The sequence below is a fragment of the Exiguobacterium sp. s141 genome (genome assembly GCF_018618085.1).
Classification (GTDB): Bacteria; Bacillota; Bacilli; order Exiguobacteriales; family Exiguobacteriaceae; genus Exiguobacterium; species Exiguobacterium mexicanum_A.
On sequence record NZ_JACSLJ010000001.1, the window covers coordinates 734,208 to 749,486 of the forward strand.

Below are 15,279 nucleotides of genomic sequence, written 5' to 3' on the forward strand. Positions count from 1 at the left end.
TTTCTCATTTTACAAAAAACGGGACCCAGTAGACACTGAATCCCGTTCCATCTATTTTTTGAGTGACTCTCCGTCAATCATCAATTGTTCTCTTGCTTCAACCGGTCGATGATATTATCCGACTTCACTTTCGAAATCGCGTACAGCATCGAAGAACCAACGATGAGGAAGATTACGACCGTGACGAACACAATATCGCCCCACGGCAATGTGAACGGTGCTTCGAACGTGTTGATTTGCGCCCGGTAAATCAAGTACATGATGAGCACACTGATTGGCACCCCATACGCCAATGCTTTCATGCCGTAGAAAATGCTCTCATAATACACCATCTTGTTGAATCCCTTCGGTGTCATCCCGACCGACCGCAGCATCGCGAATTCGCGGCGTCGGAGTGAGACGCTCGTCGAGATTGTGTTGAAGATGTTCGCCACCGAGATGAGCGAGATCAAGACGATGAATCCATAGACGAAAATCGATAACAGCAACAACACCTGCTCTTGTTGTTCACGCTGCTCCGACACGTTGAAGATGTATTGGTCCATATTTTGTTCCGCCTCAATCACTTGTTGCGTCGCCTCAGGATTACTCGTGTTCAAGGCGATTGATGGACTTGATTGTTTCATCAATTGACCAATCGCATCCTCTTCAAACGTCCCTTCCCGAACGATCACATCAAGCCATCCAAGTGAGCTCGTCATCACACCGGTCGGGGGGACGTCGGTCATGGCGCCGATTTTGATTGTTTTGAGCGGTGCCGTGTCGTCCGTTGCGTTCTCGTCCCGGAGTTCAAGCGTATCGCCGATTTCGGTCTCAATCGTCTTCGAGTTCACAAATTTCTTCTTGTCGACGTCTTGATACGATACTTCATCAATCAAGACGGCACCCGGTATCTCTCCTTCTTCAAAATTGCTGGCGGCTGCCCCGATCTGTTTCAAGTACGCATCGAAACTTTCATCATCTAATTGATAGAGGGAGACATAATACATGAATTTCCCATCATCGAAGTTGAATGCCAAGTCTTCGTTCTCGATGACCGCGCTCGGTAACCGTGCTTCGTCGACCATCGTCTGGACGGTCGTGTTCTCGAAGTACGTCCCGCTCGTCACATGGTCCAACGTCTCATAGCGACGTAAGTCATCTTTACTGAGATTCGACCCGTTCACGAGAATATCGAACTCATACGTGCCTTGTGACATCTCGAGTGACTGTTCGAGTCGATCTGTGAAGTAACTGACGACTAAAAAGAGCACGATACTGATGACGAGCGAGAACACCGTCGCCAAATACCGTTTCCGGTTGCGTTTTGTGTTTTTCAGCCCAATCTCCGCTTCCAATCCGAAGATTCGTCGCACGAGTTTCGACGTCTTCACGTTCTTCGACGTCAGTCGCACGTCCTGGGTCTGACGAATCGCGTCAATCGCAGAAATCTTCGAAGCGCGGCGTGCCGGCAGATAACACGAGATGAAAATCGTCACGCTCGAAATGAGCACCGTCAACAGGAGCGTGATTGGTGTGACGACGACCTCAAACTTCTCCGTCACATTGAGCGCTTTCTCAGCAAAGGCGTTAATAAACAGGAACGTGACCCCGATCCCGGTCACCCCGGCAAGGATACCGAGCGGGATGCTAATCCCTCCGATAATCAGTCCTTCAAAGAAGACCGAGTTTCGTTTTTGCCGTTTCGTCGCCCCGACACTCGCGAGCATCCCGAGATAACGGGAGCGCTCAGATACGCTGATGGCGAACGCGTTATAGATGAGCGAAATCGAGCCGATGACGATGACCGTCATGATGATCCCGACGAAACCATACAACGTCTTACGCAATCCGCCGTCGTCTGTCACTCCGTAATAGCGAAGCAACGATGAGTTATAGGCGACCCCTTCAATTTTCTGTTCGTTCATCACTCGTTCCGTATCCGAGTAAATCGAGTTATCGACATCGTTCAAGGCAACGAACGTATCGACGGTCGCACCGTTCAACGCTTTGTCGTCAATGTATCCGACGACCGTATACCCTGGCGACCAAGTCGGCTCCCAGGCCGGGCGCGTCATTGTGCCGACGACGGTCAACGTTACCGTATCTTCGACCTTCAACTGTTCAAGAATTGTCTCCCCTTCGCGGATCAATCCATCGTTTTGGGTCAACACCCGACCGGACGACTCGTCCACGCGCTCACCGACATCAAGCGTCAATTGATCACCGATGTTGTACGTGACTTGCGCATTTTGACGGATGGCCTCGGAAATGACGACTTCGCCTTCTTTGTTCGGCAAACGCCCGTCCGTCAACTCGATGGGAAAGTTTTTCAGCCCCGACGTGTTATAGTTCCGGACGTATAAGTACGGTTTATACGCATTCTGCGATTCCGTTAATGTCGCATAGCCGTCACTCGATAGGATGACGTCCTTCGTCGATGCGTCATTCCGAATCGCCTCGACTTGTTCTTCGTTCGTGTTGACATATTTGACGTGCCATTCCCCGTTATCCGCGATGTCTTGACGGATCATCAAGTCCAGGAACGATGAACCCAGTGTCGTCACGGCCGTGATCATCGCCACCGAGATGATGACCCCGATGATGGTGACGAGCGAGCGCCGCTTGTTTTCACGCAAGTGGCGAAGCGTCATTTTATTGATGATGTTCATGAGCGGACGACCTCGTTCTTCGCAATCTTCCCATCCTCGATCGAGATGATCCGGTCGGCCTGCAAGGCGATTCGTTCGTCGTGCGTGATGATGATGAGCGTCTGATTGAACTTCTTGTTGAACAGTTTCAGGAGGCTCATGATCTCTTCACTGTTTTGACTGTCCAAGTTCCCCGTCGGCTCATCGGCCAAGATGATGGCCGGGTTGCTGATGAGCGCCCGACCGATGGAGACGCGTTGTTGCTGCCCGCCAGACAGTTGGTTCGGCAGATGCGTCAACCGGTTCGACAGTCCAAGGATGCCGATGATGCGCTCCAAATGGGCGGCGTCGACTTTTTGTTCGTCCAACAACATCGGCAACGTAATGTTCTCCTCGACCGTCAAGATCGGAATCAAGTTGTAAAACTGATAAATCAAACCGATTTGACGGCGACGGAAGATGGCGAGCTGCGTCTCGTCCAATTTATAAATATCCGTGTTGTCGATCAACACCTGTCCACTCGTCGGCACGTCGACACCGCCGAGCAAATGTAACAACGTCGACTTTCCCGAGCCCGACGGTCCGACGATACAGACGAACTCGCCTTTTTTGACCGTGAACGACACGTCATCGAGCGCCCGCACTTCCATCTCGTCTTTCCCGTATACTTTTGATAAATTTTGCACTTCTAATATATTCATGGTTGCACCCTCCAGTACTTGATCTACTTTGAGTGTACCGAGCGAGTGTGACACGTCCGTGACTCGAAAGTGACTGTTTCGTCACTTAGACGATTGCTTTGTAGAATCGAATTTGAAACGCAGTCCCAGCTCCGCGTTCACTACGTACGGTCAGTTCACCTTGTTGGCTTGTGATGATGCTGTGGGCCATGGCGAGCCCGATGCCGACGCTGTCGTCACTCGCATTCATACCCTTATAAAAACGTTGGAAAATATACGGGATGTCTTGCTTGGGGATGCCGCTCCCCGTGTCGCGAATGACGATTTCCGTGTACAGTGTGTTCTCGCTGTAATCGATGAACAGCTCGCCTTGTTCCGGTGAATGTTCGACGCAATTCTTTAAGATGTTGATGAGCGCCTCGGTCGTCCACTTCAAGTCGCCTTCGAACATGACATCATCCTCACCCGCGATCTGAAGCCGTTGCATTTTAATATCAATCGGCACGAGCATCGGTTCCGTCACGGCTTGAACGAGTGCGGGGACGGACACCGGTTCCCGTTTGAACTGAATCGTCCCGGCATCGATTTTAGACAGCTTGAGCAGTGACGAGACGAGCCACTCCATCCGCTCGAGCTGCACCTGCACGTTATGCGTGAACTCTTGCCGCTTGTCATCTGACAGCCGTGGGTCACTGAGCAAATCCGCCATGACGGTCATCGAGGTGAGCGGGGTCTTCAGCTGATGGGAGATGTCGGAGATAGCATCCGTCAGCTTCTGCTTGTCTTCTTCGAGATGCGTCCCTTGCTCGGACAGCATCTTCGTCACTTTATAGATTTGGCTCTTCAATAGACTGAGCTCGCCTTCACGATTGTCGCGGACATCGAGTTTATAGTTACCGTTGCTGATTTCTTGCAGGTAGCTCGACAGCTGATCGATCTCCCGATAGCGCCACGCCGTGAACCGATATGTCACGATCAAGAACGCAACCGACAAAAGGAGGACGAGAATGACGGCCTCGATCGATAGGAACAAAGCTGCGACGATAGAAGCCACCCCAATCAGCAGCAACAGACTGACTAAATAGATACGGATTTCTCGATTGCGCAACATATCAGCGTTCCACCTTATAGCCAATCCCGCGAACCGTCTTAATCAACGTCGGCCGCTGCGGGTCATCCTCGAGCTTCTCGCGTAACCGTTTGATGTAGACGGTCAACGTATTGTCATTCACGAAATCCCCGCCCATGTCCCAAATCTGGTCGAGCAGCTGGGTCCGTGATAACACTTGGCCCGTATGTTTCCCGAAGATGAGCAGTAAACGATACTCGAGCGCTGTCAACAGGATCTCGCTTCCATCTTTTTTGACTTTCGCGTCTTGCGTGTTGATTTCGACCGACCCGATTGTCAAAACGGGCGAGCTGACCTGTTTATGGTAGCGGCGCAACACCGAATGAATCCGCGAGATAAGTTCACGGACCCGGAACGGTTTCGTGATGTAATCGTCCGCTCCCATATCGAGTCCCATGACGACGTTCACTTCATCATCGAACGCCGTCAAAAAGATGACGGGCGTATCCTGTTTTTGCTTCACGAGCCGACATAAGTCATAGCCGCTCCCGTCCGGCAACGACAAGTCGAATAGACACAGGTCGATCGTATGTAACTGTTGTTCAATCACACGTGTCGCGTCGGTCGCGTTCTGGCACAACGTCGTCGTGAATTGTTCTTGTTCGAGCGAATATTGGAGACCGGAGGCGATTGTCCGGTCGTCTTCAACGATTAAAATGTGCATCTGATTCCCTCCTGACTCTTCTCTTCATAATATAGCAGTCTTTTTCAAGTGAGGAGACAAAACAAAAATCCCGAACGAGACATCTCGTTCGGGATGGCCAGACGTCGGTCACGCTCAGATTAGGATATTGTCACACGAAGGCACTGTGGTCGTTCGAATCCGTCTGCACCTAAAAACCGTAGCGCATCAATCGTTAACGCGTCGAGCTTGATGGATTGAACGCTCGGCTCCGTCTGTTCATCGACCCACACTTTCCAAATCTCGACTTCATCCGCCGTCTTCAAGTGATCGGTTATATACTCGACGAGCTGTTCGGCTCTCGCATCCGTATAACGCCAGCGCAACTCCACGACGTGCGGTTTTGAAGAATAAGCCTCGACGTTCGCCACGTCATAGTATAGGTCTCGCTTAATTTCGATTTCATCAAGCTGCTCTTCTGACTCGACGTTCATCAAAATCTTTTCATCACGGTCAAGGTCTTCGTCGTCTGTAAGCATGTCAGGCAACACGACGCCTTTTTTGATGGCCTCGTTGATCGATAAGAACTCGATATACGGATTTTCGACTTCTTTCAGTGGGTGATTGCTCGTAATAAATTGGAATTCACTCATATTGAAACGCTCCTCCTGTTTTAATAATGGGTCGTTATCGTTTCATCGCACGGATAGAGATGAAGAGCCCAATCCAATAGCCGATAATCGAACCGATGACGATGCCATACATGGACGGAAAATCGAATAATAATGAGATGATCAGCCCGCCAGCCGTTCCAAACACAAGGCCAAGACCGACTGCTGATTCGCGCCACTCGTTCATGTTCATCCCTCCCATCCTTTCTTACGAACCAAGTGGATCAAAAGTTTCGATTCACTATCGCCACATAAGAAAGGGACCCAGCATCTGCTGAATCCCATCATTCCTTATTCGACTGTCGACGCCGCCTCGGCAAGCGCCGCTTCTTCTTTATGATAATTCTCAACGAACGCGTCAAGATGGGCCCGCACTTCGTCTGTCGATTTCGTGTCCATGAGCTTCACACGGAGGTCACTCGCCCCGCGGAACCCTTTCACGTAAATCTTGAAGAAGCGGTGCAAGTTCGAAATCGAACGCGGCACCTCTTCTTGGAACTTGTCTTGCAAATCGAGTTGGAGACGAAGCAAGTCGAGGTACTCTTCCATCGAATGCTCACGCGGCTCTTTCTCGAACGCGAACGGGTTCTTGAAAATCCCACGGCCAATCATGACGCCGTCGACGCCATATTTCTCGACGAGTTCTAATCCCATTTGACGGTCAAGGATGTCGCCGTTGATCGTGATGAGCGTATCCGGTGCAATCTCATCACGCAGTTTGACGATATCCGGAATCATCTCCCAGTGCGCATCGACTTTACTCATCTCGTTGCGTGTCCGCAAGTGAATCGACAAGTTGGCGATGTCTTGCTTCAAGAGATGCGTCAACCAGTCGCGCCACTCGTCGAGCTTCGCGAAACCGAGACGCGTCTTGACGCTGACTGGGATGCCGCCCGCTTTCGCCGCTTGAATGAGTTCGGCTGCGACGTCAGGACGGAGGATGAGTCCGCTCCCTTTCCCACGCTTGGCCACGTTCGGGACCGGGCAACCCATATTGATGTCGAGGCCTTTATAGCCCATCTCGGCCATGCCGATGCTCATCTCACGGAAGTAATCCGGGTTGTCACCCCAAATGTGGGCGACCATCGGCTGTTCGTCCTCGGTGAACGTCAAACGTCCACGCAGGCTGCCTTTCCCTTCCGGATGACAGTAGCTGTCCGAGTTGGCGAACTCGGTGAAGAACACGTCCGGGCGTCCGGCATGGGCGACGACGTGGCGGAAGACGACATCGGTCACGTCTTCCATCGGGGCAAGTATAAAGAATGGACGCGGCAGGTCGCGCCAGAAGTTTTCTTTCATAACACTTTATTCCTTTCTTTAAAACTAATCTATTTCGACAAAATTAATATTTTCTAAGAATTCTGTATGTCGCGTGTGACATGATACGTAAGCGCCGTTTGTTAGTTCATCTTTATCAAACCATAAACATAAATCAACAAATTGATGATCAGCTTTGACTCTACCAACTGGTCTAATGGCTACGAGTTCACCATCTGTATCAATACCTTTTCCAGTAAGAGCAATTATTAAATCATTAAAATTAACATCCGTACTCTGATTCACGAACACTAATACATTTGGTATAAGATGGTGTTCATTGACACTCCTAAACTGCTGTACGGATGTTCGAAACTTTTTTTGCAAAGTATTAAATGATGAATCAGGAACACAGATAACTTCCCCTGACTTTGCATCGTTTAAGAAGTCACTTTCGTCAATAGTTTTTTCTTCAGCATAAAATAGGAGTTTACCATCTTTATTGTAAACTTCAAAGTCCGGTGTTTTTACTTCTTCCTCACTAATTTTTCTAGCGTCTAATCCTAAATGACTAAAGTATTCTGAAACTAAATTCTCACCTTTGTCTGCCATATAAGTGTCCCCCTTAACTACTTTTCTCCAACCACGCCACCGTCTCCACATGCGCCGTATGCGGGAACATGTCGACTGGTGTGACTTCGACTAATTTGTAGCCACGGTCCGCAAGATAACGCATATCGCGTGCCTGCGTCGCGACATTGCATGACACGTAGACGATCCGCTTCGGTGCCATCTCGACCATCGTCTCAAGGAACGACTCGGCACAGCCTTTACGTGGTGGATCGACGACGATGACGTCAGGATTGATGCCATCCTGCTTCCACTTTGGCAACACATTTTCTGCCGCTCCACACGCGTATGTCACGTTGTCGATTTCGTTGACGAGCGCGTTCTGTTTCGCGTCCTCAATCGCTTCCGGTACGACTTCGACGCCGTACACGTGCGCCGCTTTCCGGGCGAGGAACAGACTGATCGTCCCGATGCCGCAATAGGCGTCGACGACTTGTTCCGTTCCGGTGAGTTGCGCGTATTCGAGCGCCTTGCCGTATAGCTTCTCCGTCTGGACCGGGTTGACTTGGAAGAACGAGTGCGGGGAAATCGTGAACGTCAGTCCACCGATTTTATCCTCAATCGTCTCGTGTCCGTAGAGCAGTTTGTTCGTCGACCCTAAGATGACGTTCGTCTTGTCCGGGTTGACGTTTTGCATGATTGACGTCACGTCCGGCAGACGTTTCAAGATGTCGGCGACAATCTCATTCACGCCTTTGATTTTTGTCGTCTTCGTGATGAGGACGATCATCAATTCACCCGAATGGTAGCCGTAACGGGCCATGACGTGGCGGATGACGCCGCGCCCGGTCTTCTCATCGTATGCCGGCACACCGTGCGCCGCGAGCACGTCACGGACGACTTGGACGGCCTCATCGTTGCGCTCGTCTTGGATGAGACATTCCTTCATCTCGACGATATCGTGCGAACGTGGACGATAGAAACCGGCGACGAGGCGACCGGCCTCGTCTTTGAACGGCACTTGTGCCTTGTTGCGGTAACGCCATGGTTCCGGCATGCCGATCGTCTCGTGGACGGGCACGTCGAACTGACCGAGTCGTTTCAACGCATCGACGACACGGTCCCGTTTTTGGCGGAGCTGGCCGTCGTAGCTGAAGTGTTGGAGCTGACAGCCCCCGCACTGATAGAAAATCGGGCACGGTGGCTCGACGCGGTCCGCGCTCGCTTCTTTCACATCGATCAAGCGGGCGAACCCGTACTGTTTGTTCGTCTTCGTCACGACAATCTCCACGGTCTCTCCCGGAAGTGCGTTCGGGACGAACAACGTGTAACCGTCGACCCGTGCCACACCCGCGCCTTCGTGTGTGAGGTCGTGGATGTGGACGTCGAGACGGTCATTTTTTTGGACTGGTAACATGAGTCTCTCCTTTCCCGATTCAAAAAATAGTGTGTATTGGTTCATACCCGTTCCAAGCGAACGAAAAGCTCGGCGTGTGCGCCACGCCGAGCCGACTCATTCTGCTTTCTCGTTTGACACGTTGAACAGCTGTTTGATCATCTGTTCGCGTTCATACTGGGCGTTCAAGTCTTCCATCTCACGGATGCGCGCGTTCGGCGCGAGCACCGTCAAGTGACGGAACAAGTTCCGCATCTCGCCCGTGCATTCGCCGCCGTACTCGCCGTCGATGTTGAGACTCATCGGTTCCGTCGCCGTCTTCATCTTGACGCGTCCCGTCTTGACGTGCTCGACGAGCGGACTCGACAAATGTTCGCCACGGAGCAGCAAGCGGACGACGTGGATGAACTCGAACAAGTTACACTTGCGCAAGATGAACAAGTCGAACAGTCCGTCGTTCAATGACGCGTGCGGTGAGATCTTCTCAAAGCCACCGACCGAGTTCGAGTTCGACGTGAGGAAAATCATGACCTCGCCGCTGAACGTGCCCTCGTCGTGTTCGAGCTCGATATACGTCGGCTTGATGAGTGGAAGCTTCTCCATCCCTTTGACGTAATAGGCGAGCTGGCCGAGCGCCGTCTTCAGTTTCGAAGGGACCTCATACGACAGCTCCGTCATGATGCCTCCGCCGGCGATATTGATGAAGTAATGGATGTCGCCTTTCTCCCCTTCAATCTCACCGAGGTCGACCGGCATCTCGAAACCGTCACAGATGACGTCGAGGGCGCCGACAACGTTGAGCGGGATTCGCATCGCCCGAGCGAAGTCGTTCGTCGTACCCACCGGGATGAGTCCGATCGTTGGACGCGTGTCGAGCGGGGCGAGTCCCGAGATGACCTCGTTCAGCGTCCCGTCCCCACCGGCCGCGATAATCAAGTCGAACTCGGCCTCCGCCGCCCGAACGGCCTCGAGCGTCGCGTCGCCAATCGCTTTCGTCGCGTACGTCGACGTCTCATAACCCGCATCCTCGAGGCGGTTCAAAATGTACGGGAGTTCCCGTTTGATCACTTCTTTTCCAGATGTCGGGTTATAGATGACCCGTGCGCGTTTTCGTTGCATAATGTTCTCTCCCCATGCTCAAGTCGAGCGAAAAGCGAGACACAAGTGCCTCGCCGCTTGTTTAGCGTTTGGCGATCTCTTCGTGGAACAAGCCATCGAGGAGTGCCGGGTTCGCCATCCCTTTCGTCTGCTTCATGATCTGCCCGATGATAAAGCCTTTGGCACGGTCTTTCCCGTTCTTAAAGTCTTCAATCATCTGCGGATGCGCTTCGAACAAGTCGAGGATGTAACCGCGGAGCAAGTTCTCGTCCGAGATTTGGGCGAGACCGTTCGCTTCGACGTACGCCTTCGGCTCGGCGCCTTCTTCGATCATGGCTGTGAACACGCGTTTGGCGATCTTCGAAGAAATTGTACCTTCTCCAATCAAACGAATCAACTCCGCAAGCGAGCTCGGCGTCAATTTCATCGTCTCGATCGTATCGTCCGATTTGTTCAAGTGACCGAGCACTTCGCCCATGAGCCAGTTCGCGGCCGCTTTCGGTTCGGCACCGGCCGCAGTCGTCGCTTCGAAGAAGTCCGAGAACTCCCGCGTCGACGTGAGCGCCTTGGCGTCATAAGCCGACAAGCCGTAGTTGTTCATATAACGTTCGCGACGTGCGACCGGAAGTTCCGGAAGCGTGGCGCGGATGCGTTCTTTCCATTCCTCATCGATCTCGAGACGGACGAGGTCCGGCTCTGGGAAGTAGCGGTAATCGGCCGCTCCTTCTTTGACACGCATGAGGATCGTCTTCTTCGCCGCCTCATCAAAACGGAGCGTCTCTTGACGCATGACGCCGCCCGTGATGAGGAGTTTGCGGTGACGCTCTTCCTCATACTCGAGCGCCTTCAAGACGTTCGAGAACGAGTTCAAGTTTTTGAGCTCCGTCTTCGTGCCGAACGGCTCTTGACCGAACGGACGGACCGAGATGTTACAGTCGCAACGAAGCGACCCTTCTTCCATCTTGACGTCCGAGACGCCCGCGAACGAGAGCACTTCTTTCAAGCGCTCGAGGTAGGCGACGGCGTCTTTCGGTGAGCGCATGTCAGCCTCACTGACGATCTCGATGAGGGGTGACCCGGTCCGGTTGAAGTCGACGACCGAGTGTTTCTCGCCCGTGTGGTTCATCTTCCCGGCATCTTCCTCGAGATGGACGCGTTCGATGCGGAACCGTTTCATCTCACCGTCGACTTCAACGTCGACATGGCCGTTGAAACCGATCGGCTGGTCGAACTGCGAGATTTGATACGCTTTCGGCGTATCTGGATAGAAATAGTTCTTGCGGTCGAATTTCGTATCGGTCGCGATTTCGCAGTTGAGTGCCATCGCGGCCTTAATGGCGAGATTGACCGCCTCTTCGTTCAATTTAGGCAAGACGCCCGGGTGTCCGAGACAAATCGGACACGTCTGTGTATTCGTTTCGGCACCGTATGTGCGCGAGCAGCCACACCAAATCTTCGACTTCGTGCTCAGCTCGGCGTGCACCTCGATCCCGATGATCGTTTCAAAGTTCATCGTACGTCCTCCTTAGAGCTGTGGCATCTTGAAACCGCCGTTTGCTTGTTCAAAAGCATGGGCCACGCGGTAGAGTGTTGGTTCACTGAAATGATTCCCGATGATCTGTAAACCGACCGGGAGGCCTTCTGACAAGCCGGCCGGTACCGAGATGGCCGGGATGCCCGCCAAGTTGACCGGAATCGTCATAATATCGTTGGCATACATCGTGAGTGGGTCTTCGAGCTGGTCACCGAGTTTGAACGCGACCGTCGGCGCAGTCGGTCCGATGATTGCATCGTAGTCGGCGAATACGTTCGCAAAGTCTTGCTTCATGAGCGTGCGGACCTGTTGTGACTTTTTGTAGAACGCATCGTAATAACCCGAGCTGAGTGCGTACGTCCCGAGCATGATGCGGCGTTTCACTTCTTCCCCGAAACCTTGTTCGCGCGAATACGTGAACACTTCTTCGAGCGCATCGGCCTCGGCGCGGCGTCCGTAACGGATGCCGTCAAACCGGGCGAGGTTCGAAGACGCTTCCGATGACGCGAGCAAGTAGTATGTCGGGAGCGCATATTTCACCGTCGGGAGCGAGACCGTCTCGACCGTCGCACCGAGCGACTTAAGCGTCTCGACCGCTTCTTCAATCTGTTTACGGACACCGTCTGACACGCCTTCGGCCATGAACTCTTTTGGAAGCGCGAGCTTCATGCCTTTGATGTCGCCGTGAAGCGATTTCGTGTAATCCGGAAGGTCGACCGTTGCTGACGTCGAGTCCATGTCGCAATGACCGGCAATCGCGTTCAACAAGTAGGCGTTATCTTCGACCGTACGTGTGAGCGGACCGATTTGGTCGAGCGACGAGGCGAATGCGACGAGGCCGTAACGTGAGACGAGACCGTACGTCGGTTTCATCCCGACGACGCCACAATAGGCCGCCGGTTGACGAATCGAGCCACCCGTATCCGAGCCGAGGCTAAACAGGACTTGGCCGGCCGCGACCGTTGCCGCTGAACCGCCTGACGAACCGCCTGGTACGCGCGTTGGGTCCCACGGGTTACGGACGACTTTGAACGCCGAGTTCTCGTTTGATGAACCCATCGCGAACTCGTCCATGTTCAACTTCCCGATTGTGACGGCACCGGCGTCATGGAGACGCTCGACGACCGTCGCGTCATGTGCCGGGACAAAGTTCTCGAGGAACTTCGAGGCACACGTCGTGCGTGTCCCTTTCGTGACGATGTTGTCTTTGACGCCGATCGGCAAACCGAAGAGCGGGTTGTCCGAGGTCTTGGCGAGCTCGTCCATCCGTTTCGCTTGTTCGAACGCGTCTTCGTTGAGCGTCAAGAAGGCACCGATTTTCTCGTCGGTCGCCTCGATGCGGTCAAATGATTCTTTGACGAGGTCGGATACCGTGACTTCGCCTTCTTTTATAAGCGTATGCAGCTTGGCTACACCGTGATCAAATAAACTCATGAAGGGCCTCCTTATTCAAAGACCGCTGGGACACGAACTTGGCCGTTTTCCCAATCAGGTGCCATCCGTTCGACTTCCTCGCGTGGAAGTGAAGGACGAACCTCGTCTTTGCGTAGTACGTTTTTCAAATCTAGGGCATGGGTCGTCGGGATGACGCCCGTCGTATCGAGTTCATCGAGTTGCTCAGCGAACTCGAGGATTTTTGTCAATTGCTCCGTGAAGTGCGTCACTTCATCTTCTGTGATCGCAAGTCGGGCGAGTCCGGCGACGTGCCGAACTTCAGCTTCTGTGATTCGAGCCAAAGGTTCCACCTCCAACAGTTTTCAATACATCGTCCATTATCATACCACTTTTTTAAAAGACAAAAAAGAAAATCCCATCTCGCCAATCTTAATGTCTTTTTTGAAAAGTTAGGGAATCTGCCTACACTATTGACTCGTTTCCCAAAACCCCTATTCGGCCCGTCCCTCAATCTCATTATGCTTAGAAAGAAGCATTCTTTTTTTTGAGGAGGATCCCTATGTCAATCCGTAACAAACTGATCGTCGCCTTCACCGTCTTGCTCGTGTTGTTGCTCGGGGTGAGCGGCTACTCATTCTATGCATTGAACGCGTCCAAGGCCGCCCAGCAAGATATGAACATCTCGTGGGTGCCGGGGATGGACCAAATTCATCAAGTCGATAAACAGCTGCTTGAGATTCGCCAACAGATGATGCGTCACGCCTTGGTCGAAGACGAGGTGACGAAGCAAAATGTCGAAACGAACCTCGACACGGGCATCACGATTCTCGAGCAACAGATGAGCGGTTATGAGTCGACCATCATCACGAAAGCCGACCAGGATCTGTTCGATCAAGCGACGGACCAATGGACGACATTTAAAACGAATATCGAGGAGCTCGTCCGCATCTCGAACACGGACGGTCAAGCCGCAGCCGATGCCTATATCCGGGACACGGCGACACCTGCCGCCGACGCCCTCTCGAACACGCTCGGTCTGCTCGTCAACTTGAACCGCGACGCGATTCGGTCTGACACGGAATCCGGTGCGGCGCTGTTCGAGCAAGTCCAGTTCACACTCATGGTCATCATGGCTGCGGCTGTCGTCTTTACAGTATTGATGATGGTATTCATCTTCCGCTCGATCTTCGAACCGCTCAACGAGTTCAAACTGAAGATGCGCGAACTCGCCACGAGTCAAGGCGATTTGACGACCGCCATCCCAGTGAAGCGACGCGACGAGTTCTCGGGACTCGCCCGCGACTTCAACCAATTCCTCGCCAACCTCCGTCAATTGATCCTTCAAGTGAACGGTGTGTCACGCGGGGTGACCGAACAATCCGCTCACATGTACGACGAATTGAAAGCGCTTGATACGTACATGACGACGACCGCCGCGACGACAGAGGACTTGACAGCCGGCATGCAACAGACGGCCGCGAGTGCACAAGAGATGAACGCGTCGGCCTCCGACATGGAACGGACGCTCCACCATATCGTGACGATGGCCGCCGAGCGAAAAGCCGAGGCCGCACAAGTCGATGCCCGTGCCGTCGCCCTGCGTGACCATGCCGTCGAGGCGAAAGCGTCCGCACTCAGTGTCCTGTCATCGACACGTGTCAATTTAGAGAAAGCGATGCAGGACGCCAAAGCCGTCCGGGAAATCGCGACACTCACGAATGACATCCTCGACATCGCCGCCCAGACGAATCTCCTGTCCTTGAACGCCTCGATCGAAGCCGCTCGGGCCGGTGAAGCGGGACGCGGGTTCGCCGTCGTCGCCGATGAGATTCGGAAACTGGCGGAGACGAGCCGGACGACCGTCGAACGGATTCAAGCCATCTCGACGACCGTGCTCCACTCCGTCGACCATTTGAACGACACGTCGAGCGAGATGCTCGGTTTCCTCGATACGAACGTGTTGAAAGACTATGATCAGCTTGAGGAAGCGGCCGAGCATTACAGTGAGGACGCCGGCCGATTCGAGACGACCGCATCAGAATTCGCCGATGCCGCCGTCGAACTCGAACAGTTGACGTCGAACATGATCGGGGTCATCCAAGATGTCGCCGTCACGGTCAACAACGGGGCGCTCGGCACACAAGAAATCGCCGAGAAAGTGACGATGTCCGTCGACCGGTTCAGTGAGTTGAACCGGGCCACCGAGATGTCCCAACAAAAAATGGATGAGTTGAACGAATTGATCGGTCAATTCAAAGTATGAAAAAAGGAAGCGTCCTCGCATGAGGATGCTTCCT

Annotated in this window: 14 protein-coding genes; 1 reads left to right on the top strand and 13 read right to left on the bottom strand. The window is 53.0% G+C overall.

Translation table 11 applies throughout. From position 1 onward, the window contains the following. Window positions 1–80: 80 nt before the first annotated feature. The 13 genes from KNP74_RS03805 to gatC all read right to left on the bottom strand — a co-directional run bounded on the left by KNP74_RS03805 (window position 81) and on the right by gatC (window position 13,323). Window positions 81–2,651, bottom strand: a complete 2,571-nt coding sequence (locus tag KNP74_RS03805; RefSeq protein ID WP_214763434.1) for an ABC transporter permease — start codon at window positions 2,649–2,651, stop codon at window positions 81–83. Then, window positions 2,648–3,331 carry an ABC transporter ATP-binding protein gene (locus KNP74_RS03810; RefSeq protein ID WP_029594966.1) on the bottom strand — a complete coding sequence of 228 codons (684 nt, stop codon included), beginning with the start codon at window positions 3,329–3,331 and terminating at the stop codon, window positions 2,648–2,650. The genes KNP74_RS03805 and KNP74_RS03810 overlap by 4 nt, the downstream gene beginning before the upstream one ends. Window positions 3,332–3,416: 85 nt before the next feature. After that, entirely contained in the window at window positions 3,417–4,421 is a 1,005-nt protein-coding gene (locus KNP74_RS03815; RefSeq protein ID WP_214763435.1) for a sensor histidine kinase, read from the bottom strand. Between the two features lies 1 nt (window position 4,422). Next, window positions 4,423–5,103 (bottom strand): response regulator transcription factor, encoded by a 681-nt coding sequence (locus tag KNP74_RS03820; protein WP_214763436.1) that lies wholly within the window; start codon window positions 5,101–5,103, stop codon window positions 4,423–4,425. A 119-nt stretch (window positions 5,104–5,222) separates the two neighbouring features. Continuing rightward, entirely contained in the window at window positions 5,223–5,714 is a 492-nt protein-coding gene (locus KNP74_RS03825) for a hypothetical protein (RefSeq protein WP_214763438.1), read from the bottom strand. A gap of 34 nt (window positions 5,715–5,748) precedes the next feature. After that, a complete protein-coding gene (locus KNP74_RS03830; protein ID WP_214763439.1) occupies window positions 5,749–5,919 on the bottom strand; it encodes a hypothetical protein in 171 nt (56 codons plus the stop codon). A gap of 104 nt (window positions 5,920–6,023) precedes the next feature. Continuing rightward, window positions 6,024–7,031 carry a tRNA dihydrouridine synthase gene (locus tag KNP74_RS03835; RefSeq protein ID WP_021066497.1) on the bottom strand — a complete coding sequence of 336 codons (1,008 nt, stop codon included), beginning with the start codon at window positions 7,029–7,031 and terminating at the stop codon, window positions 6,024–6,026. A gap of 24 nt (window positions 7,032–7,055) precedes the next feature. Next, complete coding sequence (locus tag KNP74_RS03840) at window positions 7,056–7,601, bottom strand: hypothetical protein (RefSeq protein ID WP_214763440.1); 546 nt, start codon at window positions 7,599–7,601, stop codon at window positions 7,056–7,058. A gap of 13 nt (window positions 7,602–7,614) precedes the next feature. Then, window positions 7,615–8,976 (bottom strand): 23S rRNA (uracil(1939)-C(5))-methyltransferase RlmD, encoded by a 1,362-nt coding sequence (rlmD, locus tag KNP74_RS03845; RefSeq protein ID WP_214763442.1) that lies wholly within the window; start codon window positions 8,974–8,976, stop codon window positions 7,615–7,617. Between the two features lie 96 nt (window positions 8,977–9,072). After that, window positions 9,073–10,074 (bottom strand): diacylglycerol kinase, encoded by a 1,002-nt coding sequence (locus tag KNP74_RS03850; RefSeq protein ID WP_214763443.1) that lies wholly within the window; start codon window positions 10,072–10,074, stop codon window positions 9,073–9,075. A gap of 61 nt (window positions 10,075–10,135) precedes the next feature. Continuing rightward, the gene (gatB, locus tag KNP74_RS03855) at window positions 10,136–11,566 is read right to left on the bottom strand and encodes an Asp-tRNA(Asn)/Glu-tRNA(Gln) amidotransferase subunit GatB (protein ID WP_214707020.1); all 1,431 of its coding nucleotides are present in this window, start codon (window positions 11,564–11,566) and stop codon (window positions 10,136–10,138) included. A 12-nt stretch (window positions 11,567–11,578) separates the two neighbouring features. Beyond that, on the bottom strand, window positions 11,579–13,021 hold the full coding sequence (gene gatA, locus KNP74_RS03860) for an Asp-tRNA(Asn)/Glu-tRNA(Gln) amidotransferase subunit GatA (protein ID WP_021066488.1): 1,443 nt from the start codon (window positions 13,019–13,021) through the stop codon (window positions 11,579–11,581). An 11-nt stretch (window positions 13,022–13,032) separates the two neighbouring features. After that, window positions 13,033–13,323, bottom strand: coding sequence for an Asp-tRNA(Asn)/Glu-tRNA(Gln) amidotransferase subunit GatC (gene gatC, locus KNP74_RS03865; RefSeq protein WP_021066487.1), 291 nt, complete (start codon window positions 13,321–13,323; stop codon window positions 13,033–13,035). A gap of 218 nt (window positions 13,324–13,541) precedes the next feature. On the opposite strand from gatC, the gene KNP74_RS03870 reads away from it, so the two are divergent. Further along, complete coding sequence (locus tag KNP74_RS03870) at window positions 13,542–15,245, top strand: methyl-accepting chemotaxis protein (protein WP_214763444.1); 1,704 nt, start codon at window positions 13,542–13,544, stop codon at window positions 15,243–15,245. The last annotated feature ends 34 nt before the right edge of the window (window positions 15,246–15,279 follow it).

Excerpts from the sequence above, each read along its gene's own strand:
- rlmD (WP_214763442.1), bottom strand. The coding sequence starts at position 8,976 with ATGTTACCAGTCCAAAAAAATGACCGTCTCGACGTCCACATCCACGAC.
- KNP74_RS03850 (WP_214763443.1), bottom strand. The coding sequence starts at position 10,074 with ATGCAACGAAAACGCGCACGGGTCATCTATAACCCGACATCTGGAAAA.
- gatB (WP_214707020.1), bottom strand. The coding sequence starts at position 11,566 with ATGAACTTTGAAACGATCATCGGGATCGAGGTGCACGCCGAGCTGAGC.
- KNP74_RS03870 (WP_214763444.1), top strand. The coding sequence starts at position 13,542 with ATGTCAATCCGTAACAAACTGATCGTCGCCTTCACCGTCTTGCTCGTG.
- KNP74_RS03820 (WP_214763436.1), bottom strand. The coding sequence starts at position 5,103 with ATGCACATTTTAATCGTTGAAGACGACCGGACAATCGCCTCCGGTCTC.
- KNP74_RS03830 (WP_214763439.1), bottom strand. The coding sequence starts at position 5,919 with ATGAACGAGTGGCGCGAATCAGCAGTCGGTCTTGGCCTTGTGTTTGGA.
- gatA (WP_021066488.1), bottom strand. The coding sequence starts at position 13,021 with ATGAGTTTATTTGATCACGGTGTAGCCAAGCTGCATACGCTTATAAAA.
- KNP74_RS03835 (WP_021066497.1), bottom strand. The coding sequence starts at position 7,031 with ATGAAAGAAAACTTCTGGCGCGACCTGCCGCGTCCATTCTTTATACTT.
- KNP74_RS03815 (WP_214763435.1), bottom strand. The coding sequence starts at position 4,421 with ATGTTGCGCAATCGAGAAATCCGTATCTATTTAGTCAGTCTGTTGCTG.
- KNP74_RS03825 (WP_214763438.1), bottom strand. The coding sequence starts at position 5,714 with ATGAGTGAATTCCAATTTATTACGAGCAATCACCCACTGAAAGAAGTC.
- KNP74_RS03840 (WP_214763440.1), bottom strand. The coding sequence starts at position 7,601 with ATGGCAGACAAAGGTGAGAATTTAGTTTCAGAATACTTTAGTCATTTA.
- KNP74_RS03810 (WP_029594966.1), bottom strand. The coding sequence starts at position 3,331 with ATGAATATATTAGAAGTGCAAAATTTATCAAAAGTATACGGGAAAGAC.
- KNP74_RS03805 (WP_214763434.1), bottom strand. The coding sequence starts at position 2,651 with ATGAACATCATCAATAAAATGACGCTTCGCCACTTGCGTGAAAACAAG.